This is a genomic window from Mesorhizobium sp. M0751 (genome assembly GCF_040320265.1).
Lineage (GTDB): Bacteria > Pseudomonadota > Alphaproteobacteria > Rhizobiales > Rhizobiaceae > Mesorhizobium.
This window is the reverse complement of the sequence record NZ_JAMYPH010000001.1, coordinates 504,923-522,262: the sequence shown is the minus strand read 5'-3', so window position 1 is coordinate 522,262 and position 17,340 is coordinate 504,923. Positions and strand designations below refer to the sequence as shown.

Here is a 17,340-nt window from a genome sequence, read left to right as displayed (position 1 = left end):
CTAGTGTCGAAGGACGCTCAGGGGCACAAACGTCTGCAGTTTTCCGTCCGACGGGGCCCAAGTGTCGGAAATGAATCGGATGTAGGAGGCGACGGGCAATTGATTCAGTTTGCTTTTTTTCACAAAGAGGAACAGCCGCGCCACATAGGGATTCTCGACCTGCAAAAGCGTGTGCACGTTGAGGGCGATATCAGCGTCACCGGGTGCTACTTTGATTTCTAGCACGTGGAGTGGGTCGCGGTGCTCTCTTTCGGCCAGCGCGGACCAAATGCCCGGGTCCACTCCATCGTCTGGCTTGGCGCTATCTGCGATGACCTGAGTAGCGACCACTCCATCGTCTGAGACCGAATAGTTAGAAACGAAGTCCCTCAACGCGACTACAAAGATCCCGCCGCCGGATTCACCTATCAGGTCCTTCTTTTGCACATAGGTCCGATCAGCGGCGGAGAATACATCTAAATATTGTGTCGGAACTAGTTTCTTACAGCCTTCATTCCCTGGCCAAGTCTGGCTGCACCAATCCTGAATGAAGCGTGGTAGCCAGGCAGCATCTCCTTCTGCGTAAGTTCTAAAGGCAAGGCAGTTTAGGCCGGGATCGATGTCGCAATACCGACGGTGATCCGCCGCCCGCTGCTGGGAAGCGTGGGGGGGTCCGCGCGCGCCGCTGCTTGCAAATGCGCCAAGGAAAAGTGACGGTAGCGATACTTCGACTGCCGGCTGCACTTGTTCCGAAAGGCCCGCACATCGAATTCGATGGTCATCGCCCGGCGAGCCGACACAATTGGCAGGATCGTCGTTTAGCCACCCATCAGCAAGCTTTTTGATCCAGCTTCGTTTGTCTCCCGAGATGCATCGACACTGGAGGACTGCTGGCTTGACAACAAACTTCTCGTTTGGGCCTTTGTTGTCCACGGAGGGAGCGTCTTGAGATATGAAATCCGACAGCGCCATCGCCAACTCCCCTGGAGACCATGGTCCGCCAGACCTCGTTCGCGTTAGGAGCACAAGTCCGTCATAACCGAACAGCTGCCCGGCAATCGACGCCGACGGCTCACTAGCGTTTAGGCAGGCAGCGAGAGCAGGATCAGACCTAATATTGTCCTCTGTAAATGCAGCGATGAGAATATCAGGCTCATTGTTTAGCGCCTCGTCCAGAGTTGCCGGATTTGAAGCTTGCTTGCACCAATTTGAGAGGACGGCCATTTCGCTGCCCGCGGGGCTGTCCACAATGACGATCGATGACCGTGCAAGATTTGGATCCTTTCCAGGCAGTTCCGTCGCCAACCAGGACGGAGCCGAAACCGTAATAGATCGGAGGAGAAGCATCTTCTCGAGAGCCTGTTTCTGTTGGTCCTCCTTTTCTTTGGCATCAGCTTGCTTCCGTTCCTCCTTCTGGTCCGAATGCGGCAATGCGAATGGGATGCCGGTTTTCGGGTCTCGCAGTTGCGTAAGTGGAGGAAAAGGCCAAAACGCCTTTGGTATCTTAGGTGCATTGGGCTCAGGCTGGGTGGGGTTATCCGGATTGGGGCTGAAACCCGAAGGGGTATCAGGCCGCAACAATTCGACGATGCGCTCTACGGCCTCTACCTGGTCTCGCATCGGCAACTTTTCAGAAAGAAAGGAGGGGCCGGCACCGGCGAGCATAAGAAAAATCGGCACGCCATCACTTGGATTTACAAGCGGCCCTGCGGACGCAAAAAACTGGGCGATCGGCCCAGCGACGTCCAGTGGCAAGCTCATGAGCTGGTGGACAACGTCATCACTGCTTGAAAACTTGCCCCCATCATAGGTGATGGAAGCCAGGTTGGTAGCCAAAGAGCGGATGTCGACCGTCTTGCCCAGAGGGAGACCCAAATCAACGAAGCGTCTCTTGTCCGGATCAACCAGGACCGTCCGGCCCCCCGCAGTGAATAGCAGTATTTGGGAATATGAAGATAGCGTCACGCGATCTTGTATAGCCAGTTGCACTATATCGGCAGGGACTGCGGCGCCAGCCTGGAGTAACATCAGGCTTAGCGTCTTTTGGTCGGCGCTGATGCCGAATCCCGTCGGGACTACTTTGTCAGAACTCGCGCTGCTCCAGCTGCCATCGCTTGAAAAGGCTCCCGCTGGGCCAACATTCCCGGCCCAGCCATTGATGCCTTCACCGTCTCCGGTGCCGCCATTGAATCCGCCTCCGCCATTCCCGGTATTAAAGCCGCCGCCACCGCTCCCGCCATTGACGCCGCCGCCAGTGGAAAGCTGTTGGGGCAGTGTGGGCACAACCCATATGATCATAAGAATTGCCGCGAGCGCTGTTATAGATCGAAGCTTCATAGATGCCTGCCCATTTAACTCGGTCCCGGCGATTTAGCGAGACCTGCTGCCTAAGGCGACTGTGGCGGTGCAAGGACGACGTTCCCGTTGACTATTGAGACAGTCCAGTCGGGAAGCTTGTGCCCGATACCCCCGTTGGGATTTCCCGCGAGACCGGCTCCGAACCCGCTCGCGGTGAACGACGTCGACTGTGCACGTAACAACTCCGCTGCCGATCGGACCACGGTGCCCTGACCATCGTGTATGGGCTCGAATAGGGATATATTGAAGTGTTCAGGATCGACGTTAGCTAGGATCGATGCCTGCACGACGTCACCAAAAAGCATCTCCTGATGACTTCCGCTGAGTTTAATCAATTTCTCCCGGTCGCCATTGGTCTGCGATACAAAAAGCGGGCCATCCGACATGACGCTTCCAACAATCACATTCGACCCCAAGCACCTTACCTCGGCAGAACTGTCTGCTATGCAGGCTTGGGTGCCGCTCTCAAATATTTGGTCTTTGCAAAATTTCACGCCATTGACCTCAATGGCCTTGCGGCAATTGCCCCCTTGTTTTTTTTGGGTGTCGTCAGGCTGATTGTCATCTCGTGCCTCCGGCGGAAGCTGCGTTTTGGCACTTGCTCCATTGCCACCGTTGTCAGGCTTATCCGCATCAGCCTTGTCTTTGTCGGCCTTGTCTTTGTCGGCCTTGTTCTTGTCAGCCTTGTTCTTGTCAGCCTTTTCCTTGTCAGCCTTGTCCTTGTCAGCCTTTTCCTTGTCAGCTTTCTCCTTGTCAGCCTTCGCCTTGTCCGCCTTGTCCGCCTTGTCCTTGTCAGCCGGTTGCTCTTCTTTTGCTTGAAGGTCCTTGTTGTCCTTCGGATCACATTTATTGACGCAGGCGGTCACACCTTTTACGCTTGAATTGAAGCCGTCGACCATCGCGTATGCACCGCCGACCATTGCAGTGACCCCGCCAACGACCAGGCGCGGATTCTTTGTTACGCTACCTCCGTAAACCGCTGCAGCACCGACCACGATGCCGGTTCCCCCTACAACAGTCTTTCCTAAGCCTGGAACAGCCTCGCGAGGGCATGTCGCCAAGCAATTGGCCTTGGTTTGCAGGGCGGAATCGGCGGCGGGAGCCCTCGCATCGTTGTCCTTATCCCGGATGGAGAAAGTGTCCAGGAATTCCCCACCAAAAGACGGCTCCGCATCTGTCCTTCCGCTACCCTCGCCTGGAACAGTCAATTGTTCAAGGAACTTGATCTCTCCGCCACCCTTGGCTTTCTCGCAAAGCACGCATCCACCGGTCTTTGCGAGCGAGTCCATCCCAGGGTCGGCCGCCTTGCGGCCGGCGCCATCGACAGATCCTTTGAGGCTTTCCGTGAAGGCCAGGCTTACCGGAAACCCTCCTAGCGGGGAGGACGAGGAGACAATGGGCACCTTCCGGTCGGCAATCGAGGTGAACACAAAATCATTCGGTGATGGCCCAAGATTATTCCCCTGGCTCGAATTCGTCACGCCGGGGATCAGCTTTAGCAGCGGTTGGCTGCCGGACAACGTGTCGAGCCGCACCGGCATAAAAACTTCAAACGACAATGCTCGAGGATTTCCTGCCGATACCTCACGGGCGTATTCAGGGAAACTGGAAAAGCCGTCAGTCCTTTTAGCGCCGGGCAAATCCTCGATGCGACCAAGTCCAAGCTCGGCTGCCGCCCCAGGGTAAAGGGCCTCCAGCGAAATGGTCGCCAGGCTGGAAATCTCCCCCGACTTGCCCCCAAAAGCTCCGGCGTTCGTCGAAGCCTCCGCCAGCAAGGAGATCGTTGGCGCGACGAGCGTGAGATCGAAACCACTCCGGGCTCCGTCCCGATAGATCATTTGCTGGATTGTATTAGATTCGAACCCCATTCCTGCCAATTCGAGAGCCTTCGCAGTCGCCTCCACAGAGAGAGCTAGACGACCCAGCTGCCAAGCACCTGCAGCCCCGTCGCATAACTTGGCGCGCGTGCCCTCAATTGCGCAACTCAGTGGATCGCGTGATGAAATCAAGTCGGCGAATGATTTGGCGTCTCCCCCAAAAGAGGCAGAAGGGATCTCCATCAACAAACAAGCTGCCAAAACAATTGATTTTGTGATGGAAAGGAACCGAGCCCACCGGTGGGAGTTCAACTTGGTCATGACCTCACTCCCACAACAATATCTCAAAATACTACGCCTTGGAGTGGCCTTCGGCAAGCAGCTACAGGTTTGCGCACGGCAGTTCTCGCTAACGCCTCCTAAGATCGTTATCGCTTCGATCGTCGCCACCCCGCCGAACGGGCATCTGCTTCTGAGCAAAACCACCGATTCGCCTTTTGATTCCGAAATCCTGGTTGCGGAATTTCTGCCCTGGCAGGTGATAGATGCGCTCGCCTTCGGCTGAAATATTGCCTTTGATCTTCCAGGCGGTGTTGCCCATTGCGAACAGTGGCGCGCTCGTCGACTGCGGGTTGTCGCGGTGCTCAGCCCGCCACTCCCACGGCATCAGGAACGATTCCAACCAGATTCCACGCCTGGCAGCCTTGGCCGTCGCCCCCTGCATAGGCGGCGCTGCTGTATTTCGGCCAGTCAAGGGAGTTTCCGTTCTCGACCAACCAGCCGGCGATGTTGACACCGTCTGACCGAGCGCAGTTGCCGACGTATCGGCCATATCGATCCCAACAGACGAATTCGCAGTGGGCTGGGCGTGAATCCGAGAGAAACTCTTCAAGGGCGGCAGCGGCCTTCGCGCCGCACTGATATCGCCAGCCCTTCGCATCTTCGCATTCTTGAGCAGACTCGGGCGCATCGATGCCGTTGAAGCGGATCCGCTGGGCCGTGAATTTCGATCGTGTCGCCGTCGGGTCACCGATGCAATGCCGACAATCGGATCCGCACCAAACATCGAGCCGAGCAACGGCGTCAAGGGTGCTGCGGGCCTACCGCCGGAAACGAAATGACCTGCGATCCCCAGCGTCGTTACGAGCGTCAATAGTATCTGCGGCTGTCGAAAGACCGACGGCATGGCACTTCGTCTTAAACGCATAAGGTATCCCCCGACACAGTCGGGAGAGATCATGCCGTCATTTGGCTCGGTTCTCGAATCGCGAACCCACTACGCTGCAATACTGCCGCGTAGCGGATTTGATTCTATTTCGACGGAGGCCCTTCTAGATGTCTGTGGCTTGCAAGCGTTGCATGGTCTGTGTCAGCAACGCGTCAAACTGCTGTCGGGGCCATCGCGTGCTAACAAACATGCGCGCAAGCTAATGTAGGTGCAGTATCATCTACAGAATTAGTTTTGGCAACGGCCGTCGGCGCTTGCTTACATTCTTGCACTAAGCGATGTTGCCCCTGGGCAAAGCAATAAGTGGGGGATGGAAACTGTGAAGCGATTCGTTTTGTTGATGTCAATGTTCGCTGGCGTGGCTGGATGTGCCACGCCTCCTGACAAGATCGCAGGAGTTCCGAATGCCGGCCCCTGCACGCAGGCGGACCGAGAGCGTTTGGCCGTCATATCAAATCAGCAAAACAAAGCTGCGACAGGCGACGCCTTGGGGGTATTTCTCATAGGAGTGCCCGTCTCCTCCATGTCAGGAGGCGACCACGAAACCGAGATTGCAATACTCAAGGGGCGCTGTGGCGCGCCAAAAATCTAGGCTCAGGACGGATCCTGTGAAGAGGCTGAAAGGTGGTTCGCCGACCAACGTCGCGATGGCGCGGTTCTCGACGTGAAATAGAGGACGAGACTCCGTCTCAACTGCCGACGAACGGACGGCCCGGGCCATGCCTTCTCTGGTGCACACCGGCACCCATCATGCGCAAACGCTGAGGTGATCGCAACCTCGTCGCCAATGTTTGTATCCTCCGCCTTTTGAGGACTCTGGTGCTGCCCGGCCAGTTTTAACTGACAGCTGTTATGCCAAGCGGGTTGCTTAGCGATCGCGGATACGCTCGTCCGCATTGGCAGCCACCGCCGCCGCGCGATTTCGCTTTTCGCGGAGGTCGAAGCATCCTTTAGCCGTTTTTCTGCCGAAGACGGGCGCGACGCCTGATCGGCCCGTCCCCGCCAGTGGCGCGGGCTTTTGGTAAGCGCATCGAACCGCCTGACTCTTGGTTGGCGCAGTTTGATCGCAGGCCTGAACAACCGCCCCAGACAGCACTTGTTTCGGAACCGATTCGATCCAGTCATATTGACTGAAATCGCAGTGTTTGGAGTGCGGGTGCATGCTTGCCGAGCCTGCCGTTGGCCGGCTGTCCTTCATTCAATTCCAAATGCCCACGCTGGTGGAGAAGCCGCCCAAGGGCGGCGGATGGATTCATGAGATCAAATACGATGGCTATCGCACACAGTTGGTCATTCAGCCGGGTGCGGTGCAGGCTTTCACGCGAAACGGCTTCGACTGGACCGACAGATACAGCCCAATCGTCCGGGCTGCGGCTGAACTGAAAGCAAAGCGGGCAATCATCGACGGCGAAGCAACAGTGTTCGGCACCACAGGGCATCCGGATTTCCAGGCGCTGCGCCGGGAACTTGGAAAGGCCGAGTCGACAAAACTGGTTTTCCACGCATTCGACCTCCTTCACCTCGACGGCAAGGATCTTCGGCAGCTTCCGCTCCTCGAGCGCAAGAAAGCCTTGCAACGTCTCTTGAAGACCGCGTCCCCGGCGCTCGTGTATGGCGATCATCTGGAAGGCGACGGCCCGACTGTGTTTGAGCACGCTTGCGAAATGGGCCTTGAGGGGATTGTTTCGAAGCGTGCAGATTCCCGTTATTGCTCCGGCCGGCAGGACAGTTGGCTCAAGCTCAAATGCATCAAGAGCGACAATTTTGCGATTGTGGCCTTTGTCGAAAAGCTTGGTGCAAGACCGCGGAGGATCGCCTCGCTTTATCTCGGCCGCAGAGATGGCAATCGCGTCCACTACGCCGGCAAGGCGCAGAGCGGCTTTAGCCTTACCGATGCACGCGAAGTCCGCGAGCGCTTGGACCCGCTAATCGTCGACAAATCTCCGCTCGACGAGCCGATCGACAAGCCCAAAGCGACGTGGGTGCAGCCGACCGTTGAGGCCGAAATCCAGTATAGCGGCACCACCGATGACGCGCTGCTGCGCGAAGCGGTGTTCAAGGGCCTGCGCGACGATCTGAGCCCGCCGGCCGGTGCGTCTTTGGTCCGCAAGACGCCTGCCGTCCAATGAAAGTTCCGGCGTCCCGCGCGAGAACATTCTACAACTGCTGCCGACGCCATGGTGCCGTCGACAGAGGAGCTGATCCGATATTGGAAGAAGCTGGCGAAAAAGGCGCTCGTCCATCTCGGCCGGCGGCCGCTCAAGCTGGTTCGCCACTCTCACGGGGTCACCTTCTATCACAAAGGCAAATTGCCCGAAATTCCGAAGGCCGTGCACCAACTCGGAGTCCAGAAACGCGAAGGCGTGAGGCTGTGGGTCGATGATCTCGTGGGCCTTCATGGCTGGTTCAAATGGGCGCAGTGGAACTGCACCCCTGGAACGCCACAGTCCATGATATCGAGCATCCCGACCGCGTCGTCATCGATCTGGACCCTGGTCGTGGTGTCGAATGGGAAACGGTCGTCGAGACGGCGCTGACGCTCCGGGACATGCTGCACTCAGAAGGTCTCGATAGCTGGCCGAAGGTGACGGGCGGCAAAGGCGTGCATGTGATGGCGCCGCTGAAAGCTGTGATCACCCACGACGCCGCTCGACAGTATGCCCGCAGGCTGGCGCAGCAACTGGTCAGCAAGCACCCCGATCGCTATCTCATCTCGGCCGCGCCTTCCGCCCGCTCTGGGCGCATCTTCCTCGATTATCTCCGCAATGGGCGCGGGAACACGGCAGTCGGTGCCTATTCGCCACGGGCTCGTCTAGGCTTTCCGATAGCTGCTCCGGTCATCTGGAGACAGATCGAAGAGGGAATACTGCCGGACGCATTTACGCTGCAAAGCCCATTTCGACCGCTAAAGGGTTGACCAAGCCGTCCACTCGCAGCCCTAAACCTTAGCGCCTCCGAGGTCAGCTCGCTTCCTTCGGGTCGGGCGCTCTTCCTCCACTTATGAAGGAGCCACCATTCGCCTGCAGCTGGGCAGCGCTGGGCAGAACGGGTCTGGGGCGGCGAACTAAGGGTATTTGCTGCCTGCAAGCTGCCTGGCACGGCCTTCGGCAGTGGTTGCTTTACGAGTTAGCGGGCCACATAATATACTTTCCGCACCCGTATACCGATTGATTATAGCATGCAGGACTTATTTGGAGTGTCAGGGATGCAAACTTCTCCTTTGTAACCTGTCCATCCATCATACGGAACGTTCGACTGATTGACGCATGCCGTTGCGGTGATGGCAATGACAATGGCTACGCGGATCATGTGTGCTCCCCCAAGGCCACGCCAACGAATCATGATTTGTCGCAGCTGCCGAGGCGGGTCTGTGAAATACACATGATCGCCCTTCCTTCCCCGGAACAAATCGTGATCAGTCTCATTGTGCTAGTCATCAAGGGAGATGAACTGTGATTGACCGCAACAAGCCAAAAAAACCGAGTCATGGGCAAACGTCGAAAAAGACCCGGAAGATTGGGTCAGCGGAGATGATCCAATGACCCCCGCCCAAGCTTCGTATTTGAAAACTCTGGCCGAACAGGCCGATGACCCTGATGCTTACGCTGACGGCCTCAGCAAGGCGGAAGCTTCTAACCGCATCGATGCACTCCGGGAGAAGTTAGGCATGTAATGCCCGTTGGCGGCTTTTCACCTCCAGGAGCAGCTCGCTTCGGCTTCGGGCAGTCTTCCCGCTGGCTCCAGCCGGCGGAGCTTTCGCTTTAGCGCTCTAGCAGCGCATTGCAAATGAGCGAAACCAACCTGTCGCGCGCTCGCTTGTGGACCGCACCTCTCGGTCACCATGCAAGGAAGTCATCAAGGCTCATCCAGTCAACGGGATTTGTGGTGTCACCTGCCTCCCTGAACTCGACGTAGAGGTGCAACTCGTCGGGGACGAAGACGACCCTCCACGATCCATCGACGTCGGCGGCAAGGCAATGGGCAAGGACTGTCATTTTAATGATCCCTCCTCACGCCCAGCTTTGCCGATCTGCGAGCGCAAATTCCATCGCCAGATATGGGTATTGACTTCCACGTCCGCGATGTCCGCCCCGAAAGGTAACGGAGCGGGGACATAGCGATAAGGACGGTTCTCGCTATCTCGCCGACCGCAACGGGTTGCGGTTTGAGCATTAAGGCCGCGCCTTGCCAGAGCGGAAATGCGCCGGCAGCGGGAAGCGCAGAGGGGGAAGGCGGTTAGAGAAGCCGCTATTTTTGATGTTTCAGCACATTTCCCAAGATATCTCCAATGGATTCATCAGTAGAAACTGGTTCTTCCCGGATAACGTTACGGTGCACTTCCGGACCGTATCGAGACAACGCGTTTGCTAACGAGTTGGCTTGTGACGAACGTTCGACATCCATGCGTCGGATTATGTGCCGCTGCTGGCGAAATTCACCACGGATGGAGTTTAGGTCAGACATGATTGAGCCCAGGGCTTCCAACACGGTTTCATTCAGTTCCGCCTGGTCTTTTTCCTTTTGTGGCTTTGCCGGTTTCAGGTTGATCTTGCTGTAAGATTCACTGAAATCTGGCCACCATTTTTCAAACGCAGTTGTAACCTTTTCGTCTGTTAGTGCCCGGTTACAACCTTGGTTAATATCCTGCACCACCCGGAGCATTTCTTCCTTCTCAACTTTTGCATGCTGGAATTGGCGGAGTGGGCTGCTGGGGATGTTGACCTCGGCCATGCCGCAGAGCAGCGGAATCACGTGGCCGTGAACCAAACTTTTCGACAGCGCACCTGCCTCAAAATTGACCCACGGCGATTGGGCGTTCTCACTAGTAAGGACGAGCAATCCGAAGTTGGTCGACTCGAGATTTTGTCCAATAATATCAAGTCCGCGTGCGCCTTTCGCTATATCCTGCGAAGAAACAAATAGCTCAGCCTCCTGGATAACGTTGGGCAACCAATCGCGCAGGAGTTCGGCAATCTGGCGCGATGTTGATCCCGACCAGCTCACAAAGATCTTCATTAAAGCCTCCCGTCTAAAATAGATGGAAGTAGATCAGGTTAGATGGCAGTCGGCAAGAAGACTGGCGGGCGCTCAAAGGCACGCCGAACAAGGCCACTGCGCGACGTGAGCGCGAGATCGCCAAGGGTTGGCGCGACCCCGCTCGAATACATGCTCAAGGTCATGCGCAACACCAAGGCTGATCCCTCAAGGCGCGACGACATGGCTAAGGCAGCGCGCCGCGATATGGCGAGGGCATGATCAGCGGTCTCAAGAAGATGACGACCTTTGTGCCTACGTCGATCATCAGCCTCGAATGAAATTTAGCACGAGCGTCGCCGAACGGCCTGGGGGCACGGTCGATTTGATGATCATCCCGACCGGACTACAGGGATGGCAGTTGGCTGATGATGCGTGCAGCGGAAGCGAACTGTCGACGATCGGGTTCTGACTTTTCGCAAAACAACCTTACTTTTGGCTGTAGAGATAAGTCATAGATTACTTATTATTTACATGATGCACCAGTCCACTCTTTGCAAAAGGGCTCTACGCGACCCTACCTATAAGGGGTCATTAAGTTTGTAACAGACGTATGATTTATTGAAGAGTTTCGGCATATAAATTCTCTCCTTGAGGGCACGTAGCTTAAATTCATCGTGCCACTCCCTAGCCATCTTGAAACTCATGTCAGCTATGGCTCGTTCGCTAACTCTGTCAGGTTCTTCATCCATGTAGCATGCTCCTATTGGCAACGTTACTATATGTGAACGGAGTCGGCAGATTCTGTAATTGACCCGCATCCGAAAAATGTTAATGTCCATCTGTGATGCCAATATCATCACCTCCAGAACTATGAACTTAAAAGGGCCCAGGACTGCCAGCTTCCTGGGCCCTTGCCATTTTGCAAAGCGCGGAAAAACGACGCGTCCTCAGGGAAGCGCACTGGTGGGCGGAGCGCCAGGTTGCTGAATTTGTCGATAGCGAACCCCGCGCTCTCTGACAAGTTCCCCTATAGCGCTAAGCAGATGAGGGCTCTGAGACCATGATGCCCATAGAACAGCGCTCCGCTCGCCTGGCCCTGTTGATTGACGCCGACAACGTCCCGGGAAAGATGATCGGCCATGTCATCACAGAGATGGAAAAATACGGCCAGTTGGTGGTGAGGCGAGCCTATGGCGATTTCACCGGACCACAAGGCGCGTTGGTCCGGCACGCAATCGTGCCGCGGCATCTTGCGATTTCCGGCAGGGGCGAGAATGCCGCTGACATCGCGCTAGTCATCGATACGATGATCTTTTGCACGGTGGCGCGCTCGGCGGATTTTGTATCGTGTCGAGCGACAGCGATTTCGCCAATCTGGCGATCCGCATTCGGGAGCAGCATCTTGAATGTTATGTTTTCGGCGGTGAAAGCGCGCCCGAACGGCTAAAGCGAGCGTGCAGCCGCTTCGTTTACCTGGAGAACCTGAGGTTCGATCCGTTGCATGGAGCTCATCACCCCAAAACGAAGCCGCTACGCCCGCTCGGCGATGCCCAAATCATCGTGAAAAGCGCTATCGCCAACCTTGTCGATCATCCCGCAGACTGGGTGCCGGTTTGCCCTTCTCGAACGTGAACTTCAGAGCCGGACCACCGATTTCGATACGCGAACTTACGGACATGTTCCGTTGAGAGATCTGCTCGTTGCACTCAAACGTCCGTTTGTCGTCGATGCCCCCAGTCATTCTGCTGCACGCGTCAGAATGCTAGCGGCGAAGTCTGGCCGAAAATCGCCGCCCCGAACGGGTGACCTAGTGAACCCTAGCCATGCACCGGGGCTCACACCGCGTGCGCCTGAGCCCACCTCCGGCACACCGCGAGCGACTAAATAATCCTTCGGCTAGATCTCCATTGGCAGACGCCGGGTGAAGTTCTGGTCACGATGAGCGACACGTTCGCAGGCGACCTCACTGGGCAGCTCGGGCACCGGATGCTGCACTGGACCGCTGCGCTCTACGGTGCCCTCTGACGACCACCCCTGACAGCGTGGTGAATGAATTCGGCGCACTGCGACTCGATGCAGTCTTGCGACACCTCCCTGACCCTCCAAGACATCGGATGATTCAGGGACTTCCGCCGATATTCCAAGAAGATGCGCGGTGAATGAACGGTCATCGAGAAGGAGATCACACCGGTGATCCATCGGGCACAGAACGCACCATCCAAGACTTCGAGTCAAAAAAGCGGGCGAAGAAAATGCTTCAGGCCCGGATCTGTATCTATCCCCGGATAAGCATCCGGCCCGTGCGATTTCTTCTATTTAGGTGTGCTCTATCAGCGTCTTACGGGGACCGCATGGCTTCGAATTGGGGAGGACAGGAAATAGGTTCCTTGCGGTATCGGGGCTTGTAGCGCCCGAGCATCTTACCTTCGGTCCCGACAGCGCAGCTTGCCACTGCATAGCTTGGCTCTTAGATCCCGCGTAAGGTCTGATAAGTTGGATTTCGAAGAATTCTGTCAACTTAAGGTAAACTTAATGTAATGCGTTCTCTTACAGGCCTAAAGAGGAAGCACGTTTTTGGTTGACAGAATTGGATGCGGATCGTCGATGATTGGCGGCTAAGTTGACATTGTCAACTTAGATATCAGGTGGTCTCTGCGCGAAGGACCTCGATGACCATCGACGAGTTCTCAGAAGTGCGCGCTAGGCTCAAGGAAATCGAGGATCAATACCCTCTTGTGTTAGTCGAGGTCGATCCCGGCCTTCAGGCCGCAGGAGGCGGGCACCCGGTTATCCCTTCTCAGTGTTTTCGAGCCTCTGAGCAACGGTGCCGGAAGAGATTGCGGTGTAGCGTGGTGATTGATCAGTTCGCCCGGCCACGGTGCAACACTTGCCCTATCCGACTCTGATCCTGAAACCCATGCTCCGTCAAATGCAGGTCACACTCGTATAGATCCCAAATTGCGCTCAGGCCACTCGTGCAGAACGGCTGGGCTGGCTCCGGCCCTCCCACACAAAGCGGTGCATTGGCGGGATATTTGTCTGGCGCAACAAGAGGCATCCCTATGCGCTGACCACGGCGATCCTAGGACTTCCATCCATCTGTGGGGTTCATCCGGAGTCAGAAATAAAGTCGATCGGTTCCTAGGGACCCGGTTGCGCGTCATCAGCTTCCTCTCATGACACCCGATTGCCGTAGTAGTGCACTCGCTGACGTGCGCCTACTTCGCCGACCTCGCTGGATTAGCGGGACTGACCGAACATGCGCTCCATGCTCGCGGGTCCGCGCTCAAGCTTGAGGGCAGCAGGATCAAAAATCGGCTGGCTGCCGCCAATGGACCAGACGGGTGGAATGTCGCCATTCGTCTACCCGATGTGAACAAGCAGTGAGCGCCAAAGCTGACCTATCAAAGCCAAGCACCAACGTCGCGCTTCGGCGGAAAGCAATCCGTCCGCTCTTCGAGTAAGACATGACCAAAAGCTGACGTTCGCAGCCGAGCTTATACATGCTATGCAAGACTCGCGATCAAGGAACAGATGTAAGACGCGGTTACTCAAGGGGCGAAATCGAGGGGGAAATTTGGTTGTAGAGGCACTTGCGTCGCTGAGCAGTGGCGCGAAATTCTTTAGAGGCGATCTACACATTCATAGTTTCGGGGCGTCTCACGACGTCAATGATACTACGGCAACACCTGCCGCTATTGTGGAAACCGCCCGCCGAGAAGGACTCGCGATCATCTCGCTAGCTGATCACAACGAAATCGCGAACGTGCCCGCCGCTGTGGAAGCGGGCCGCGGTGCGGGCGTCCTCGTCATCCCTGGCGTCGAGCTATCGACGCCGGAGGGTCACCTGCTTTGTTATGCGCCCACGCAGGACGCGTTGGAGCGGTTCTTCAACCGGCTACAGATCGCCGAGCGCCGAACGGCCAACTGCCGCTGCCAGACCGGTGCGTTACAGTGCCTCGAACTGATTGAGGCGGAAGGCGGCTTCGGCGTCCTAGCACATGTGGACCTGGCTGGCGCGTTCGAGGCGAACATGTCGCGTTTCACCCCTGCGAAGCTTGACATCCTATGTCACGCGGCGCTCGAAGGTATTGAAGTGACGCGCGCGGACTGCGCTATCCTTTATGATCGTAAAGATACCGATCCTAACCGGAGGAATGCTGCACTTGAGCGAATTCGCCGTCTGCATCTCGGGTCAGAGCAATATCTCGCACGTATCCTCAACAGCGACGCTCACACGCTCAATGCCGTCGGCAGAAACGCCAATCGCGACCAGCGGATTACTCGTTACAAGATGGAGGCGCCGACGTTCGAAGGACTGCGCCTGGCATTCAAGACGGCTGACACCCGCGTTCGGATCGAGGAGGGTCTGCCCGCAGTCGTGCCGATGGTGCAAGGCGTCCATTTTCAGGGAGCGTTCCTTGATGGCGAAGCCATCAATTTCAGCCCGAATCTGACGTGCATTATCGGCGGACGCGGCAGCGGCAAGTCCACAGCGTTTGAAAGCATCTGCCTGATCGGCGGCTCGCCTTCCGACGAAGTGACTGTGATCGACAGTGACGTTTGGCCGGAAATCGTGTCCTTGCTTTACGTCGACGAGACTGGACAGGGCCATAGCCTGGCCCGAAGCAAGTTTAGCAATATTGAGAACCTCGACGATCCGGTGAGTGGATCAACTGTCTTTCCCATGGAGAGCTATCGACAGGGCGCCACCAACGAGATCAGCAAACGGGTGCACGATGATCCGCTCGCCCTGCTGACCTTTCTCGATCGCCTCATTAAGGTTGAGAGCGAAATCAAGGCGGAAGATGACGTGCGCGAGGCGCTTGCAGAGCTGGCGCCCAAAGTCGCGAAAGCGGTGGCGAACGTCGCCAAAATCCCGGGTTACGATAAGGAACTCAAGCTCAAGAGCGATCAGCTACAACGGCTGCGTGACGACAAGGGGGAGGACGTCATCAAGCTGCAGCAGCAGCTTGAGGGTGAGAAGCGGGCGCGCAGCGCGATTGAGCAAGCTCTCGCGAAACTGTCCGGGGCGGTAAGCAGCGAGGCGATCACCGAAATCACAGCCGATATTAGAGCATCGGTCGAAGATCACATCATTGAGTTGGGGGCGCCGGAAGCAACGCAAATCAAGACGGACACCGGCCTCTATGAGACTGCGGTAAGCGGGTCAACCCATGCGCTGCGAAAAATGACGACGGACTATGTCGCCGGCGTTCGCGCACAGATCACCGAGTGGAAGAAGAAAGAAACCCAGACATCGGCACAGATCGAGTTGAAGAAGCAGGAGCTTCTGCGGCACGGCATTCGACTTGACATGCCCTTCATCCAGAAACTCGTCTCCGATGAAGCGCGGGCGAAGGAGAATGTGAAGAACCTCAGGGCTTGGATCCCCGAGCTGGACCGGCTGCGCAAGGAGCACGTCCAATTGATTGGCCAGCGCTGGGCGGCGCGGCAGGATGTTGCGCGCCATCGGACGGCCTTCGCGGTGCGAGCGTCGGAAGCGCTCAAGGGGACGTTGTCAGACCTGTTCGTGACGCTGAAGTTTGACGAAAGCGGGCTTGCTCCGGATGCCGAGCGCCTCATCATCGACGCGATGGGTTGGCGCACCTTGCAGCAATTGAAGGCGCGCGCCTTGATCAACAACTTGACGCTTCCGGCCCTGCTGGAATGTGTTCGCCGTCGTGACGTCAGGCCTATCATCGCGTTGCGAAATAGCGATACGAACCAGCCGATCTTTGCGCAGAATGAAGCGGAGTTGCTGCTGGATCGCATCGCGGAGCCTGATCTGCTGAGCCAGCTCGAAACAGTCGCTGTCCACGACCGACCGCGGCTCAGCGTCACCAAACGGATGGAGGGCGCAGATGGACGAGCCCGATTTGTCCCTCGCGATTTCAAGCGTCTTTCGCTCGGACAGCAGCAGTCGGTTTTGCTGGCGTTGATGCTGACCAGCGAGAGTCGCGCGCCTCTGATCGTTGATCAGCCAGAAGACAATCTCGACAGCGAGTTCATCTACAAGACCCTCGTGCCGGTGATCCGGGCCGCCAAGGAAAAGCGGCAGGTGATTGTAGTCACCCACAATGCGAACATCGCGGTGCTAGGCGATGCCGAGCTGATCGTCGCCCTTAAGGCGACAGCCGATCATGCAACGATCGTCACGCGCGGCTCGATTGACCACCCGGAGACCTGCGAAGCAGCCTGCAATATTCTTGAAGGCTCGCGAGAGGCTTTTGACAGACGGGCGGCCGTATATGGGATCGGTCGGCATGGATGACAGCTTGTTTCGTGTCAGCTGCCGCTCACGCGAGCGCGCACGAGTTGCAGTTTCATGCTGATCGGCTACATGGAACGTCTGCTTTCAAAAACGACTCGCCTTACCCGACTTACGACCGACCTTGGGCCTTCAACCGACATGGCGAGTGGCAGAACTTCGGCTCTGGTCGAACTCGGCCGCTCAGAATGATGGTTCGGTCCTGGCGTCACTCAGCATCATTCTCTCGTCTTCTTGCCGCCCACGCCGCCAAAGAGGGCGCGAAGGATCTTTCTAAAGACGACCGATAGCGTCGGATCCGCTCCGTTTGAGAATTTGCGGACCGCGCCGATGATCTCCCGCTCGTTTTCTGAGAACTCGCCCACAATTTCCTGAAATGCCGCAAGGTCTTTTTCATTGCCATCCTGCGTGAGCGCCATGACGAATAGCTCGCGGGGATCGGTTTCTAGCGCCTTGGCGATGCTCACGACACGAAAAAGCGGCACCTTGGTTCTCCCGCTCTTAAGCATCGCTATAACGTTGTCGTTCACAAAACCGATCGCTCTGGCTATGTCCCTTTGGCTCTTTCGATGACTCAGTTCATAGATGCGCTTGTCCAAGAATTTGGCAATCTCCGATTTGCCAGCTGCACCCCTGCTAACGTTTCTCATGCTCGTTCTCTTTCTTAAGTCTATGATCTTGCTTAATATATATCAGACAGCGATAGGGTA

Annotated in this window: 9 protein-coding genes and 3 pseudogenes; 5 read left to right on the top strand and 7 right to left on the bottom strand. The window is 56.7% G+C overall.

Annotated features, from left to right (window positions below; all coding sequences use genetic code 11):
• The 4 genes from NKI19_RS02400 to NKI19_RS02385 all read right to left on the bottom strand — a co-directional run bounded on the left by NKI19_RS02400 (window position 1) and on the right by NKI19_RS02385 (window position 5,128).
• Window positions 1-2,277 (bottom strand): hypothetical protein, encoded by a 2,277-nt coding sequence (locus NKI19_RS02400; protein ID WP_352565805.1) that lies wholly within the window; start codon window positions 2,275-2,277, stop codon window positions 1-3.
• Between the two features lie 89 nt (window positions 2,278-2,366).
• Complete coding sequence (locus NKI19_RS02395) at window positions 2,367-4,475, bottom strand: hypothetical protein (protein ID WP_352565803.1); 2,109 nt, start codon at window positions 4,473-4,475, stop codon at window positions 2,367-2,369.
• An 88-nt stretch (window positions 4,476-4,563) separates the two neighbouring features.
• Window positions 4,564-4,836, bottom strand: coding sequence for a hypothetical protein (locus tag NKI19_RS02390; RefSeq protein WP_352565801.1), 273 nt, complete (start codon window positions 4,834-4,836; stop codon window positions 4,564-4,566).
• Window positions 4,799-5,128, bottom strand: coding sequence for a thermonuclease family protein (locus NKI19_RS02385; RefSeq protein WP_352565817.1), 330 nt, complete (start codon window positions 5,126-5,128; stop codon window positions 4,799-4,801). Before NKI19_RS02385 ends, NKI19_RS02390 begins: the two co-directional genes overlap by 38 nt.
• 1,414 nt (window positions 5,129-6,542) lie before the next feature.
• Here NKI19_RS02385 and ligD point away from each other — a divergent pair.
• Window positions 6,543-8,299 (top strand): annotated as a pseudogene (gene ligD, locus NKI19_RS32815) (DNA ligase D).
• Between the two features lie 594 nt (window positions 8,300-8,893).
• A pseudogene (locus NKI19_RS02370) lies at window positions 8,894-9,055 on the top strand (DUF3072 domain-containing protein); the annotation flags it as partial.
• A 163-nt stretch (window positions 9,056-9,218) separates the two neighbouring features.
• Here the strand turns inward: NKI19_RS02370 and NKI19_RS02365 are convergent.
• A complete protein-coding gene (locus NKI19_RS02365) occupies window positions 9,219-9,377 on the bottom strand; it encodes a hypothetical protein (protein ID WP_352565797.1) in 159 nt (52 codons plus the stop codon).
• A 253-nt stretch (window positions 9,378-9,630) separates the two neighbouring features.
• Window positions 9,631-10,398 (bottom strand): TIR domain-containing protein, encoded by a 768-nt coding sequence (locus NKI19_RS02360; protein WP_352565795.1) that lies wholly within the window; start codon window positions 10,396-10,398, stop codon window positions 9,631-9,633.
• A gap of 1,021 nt (window positions 10,399-11,419) precedes the next feature.
• Between NKI19_RS02360 and NKI19_RS02355 the strand changes: the two are divergent.
• From NKI19_RS02355 to NKI19_RS02345, 3 genes and pseudogenes are all read left to right on the top strand, one after another.
• Window positions 11,420-11,665: pseudogene (locus tag NKI19_RS02355) on the top strand (NYN domain-containing protein); the annotation flags it as partial.
• 8 nt (window positions 11,666-11,673) lie between these two features.
• Entirely contained in the window at window positions 11,674-11,991 is a 318-nt protein-coding gene (locus NKI19_RS02350; protein ID WP_352565793.1) for an NYN domain-containing protein, read from the top strand.
• Window positions 11,992-13,867: 1,876 nt separating this feature from the next.
• Window positions 13,868-16,633 carry a TrlF family AAA-like ATPase gene (locus NKI19_RS02345; RefSeq protein ID WP_352565791.1) on the top strand — a complete coding sequence of 922 codons (2,766 nt, stop codon included), beginning with the start codon at window positions 13,868-13,870 and terminating at the stop codon, window positions 16,631-16,633.
• 215 nt (window positions 16,634-16,848) lie between these two features.
• Here the strand turns inward: NKI19_RS02345 and NKI19_RS02340 are convergent, their stop codons facing one another.
• Window positions 16,849-17,229, bottom strand: coding sequence for a helix-turn-helix domain-containing protein (locus tag NKI19_RS02340; RefSeq protein WP_352565790.1), 381 nt, complete (start codon window positions 17,227-17,229; stop codon window positions 16,849-16,851).
• Window positions 17,230-17,340 lie beyond the last annotated feature (111 nt).

What these genes read in the sequence shown, in the direction of transcription:
- NKI19_RS02400 (WP_352565805.1), bottom strand. Translation starts at nt 2,277, where the DNA reads ATGATCATATGGGTTGTGCCCACACTGCCCCAACAGCTTTCCACTGGC.
- NKI19_RS02395 (WP_352565803.1), bottom strand. Translation starts at nt 4,475, where the DNA reads ATGACCAAGTTGAACTCCCACCGGTGGGCTCGGTTCCTTTCCATCACA.
- NKI19_RS02345 (WP_352565791.1), top strand. Translation starts at nt 13,868, where the DNA reads ATGCAAGACTCGCGATCAAGGAACAGATGTAAGACGCGGTTACTCAAG.
- NKI19_RS02365 (WP_352565797.1), bottom strand. Translation starts at nt 9,377, where the DNA reads ATGACAGTCCTTGCCCATTGCCTTGCCGCCGACGTCGATGGATCGTGG.
- NKI19_RS02360 (WP_352565795.1), bottom strand. Translation starts at nt 10,398, where the DNA reads ATGAAGATCTTTGTGAGCTGGTCGGGATCAACATCGCGCCAGATTGCC.